This window comes from Arthrobacter sp. B2a2-09 (genome assembly GCF_027587375.1).
GTDB lineage: Bacteria > Actinomycetota > Actinomycetes > Actinomycetales > Micrococcaceae > Arthrobacter.
The window spans coordinates 1-389 of record NZ_JAMXIC010000108.1; the positions used below are offsets into that span (position 1 = coordinate 1).

1 protein-coding gene is annotated in these 389 nt (G+C 60.4%); it reads right to left on the reverse strand.

Annotation, left to right across the window (positions count from 1 at the left end):
• Positions 1–343 (reverse strand): dATP/dGTP diphosphohydrolase domain-containing protein (locus NFJ07_RS25755; protein ID WP_269998946.1); only part of this gene is annotated, 343 nt, incomplete at its 3' end.
• Between the last annotated feature and the right edge of the window lie 46 nt (positions 344–389).

Here is a 389-nt window from a genome sequence, read left to right on the forward strand (position 1 = left end):
GCTCAATGGCTGCGAGGTGACGATACAGCGCATCGCGGTAGCGAACTCGGTTGTTCTCCACCTGCTTCCACGAATGCGCTGCGTACTTCTTGGCACCGAAGCCCAGCACCCCGACGATGCCTTCCAGCGCCTTCGGTACACCGCCCATCAGCAGCGTCCACTGCCCCTTGCCGCCGTCGAACTTGAGTCCGGCACCGCGCTCGGACACTTGTTCGGGTTTTGGGTCGTGAGTGAGGGCTTCGCATTCCGGGCACTTCTCACCGACGAGCGACTTGTACTGGTGCATTTCACACACCCACCACTGCACGCCCTTGCTGCACACGCAGCGTTCGATGACGTGCATGCAGCGTTGGCACTTATCCCATGCGTTATCCAGAGACATTAGAGGC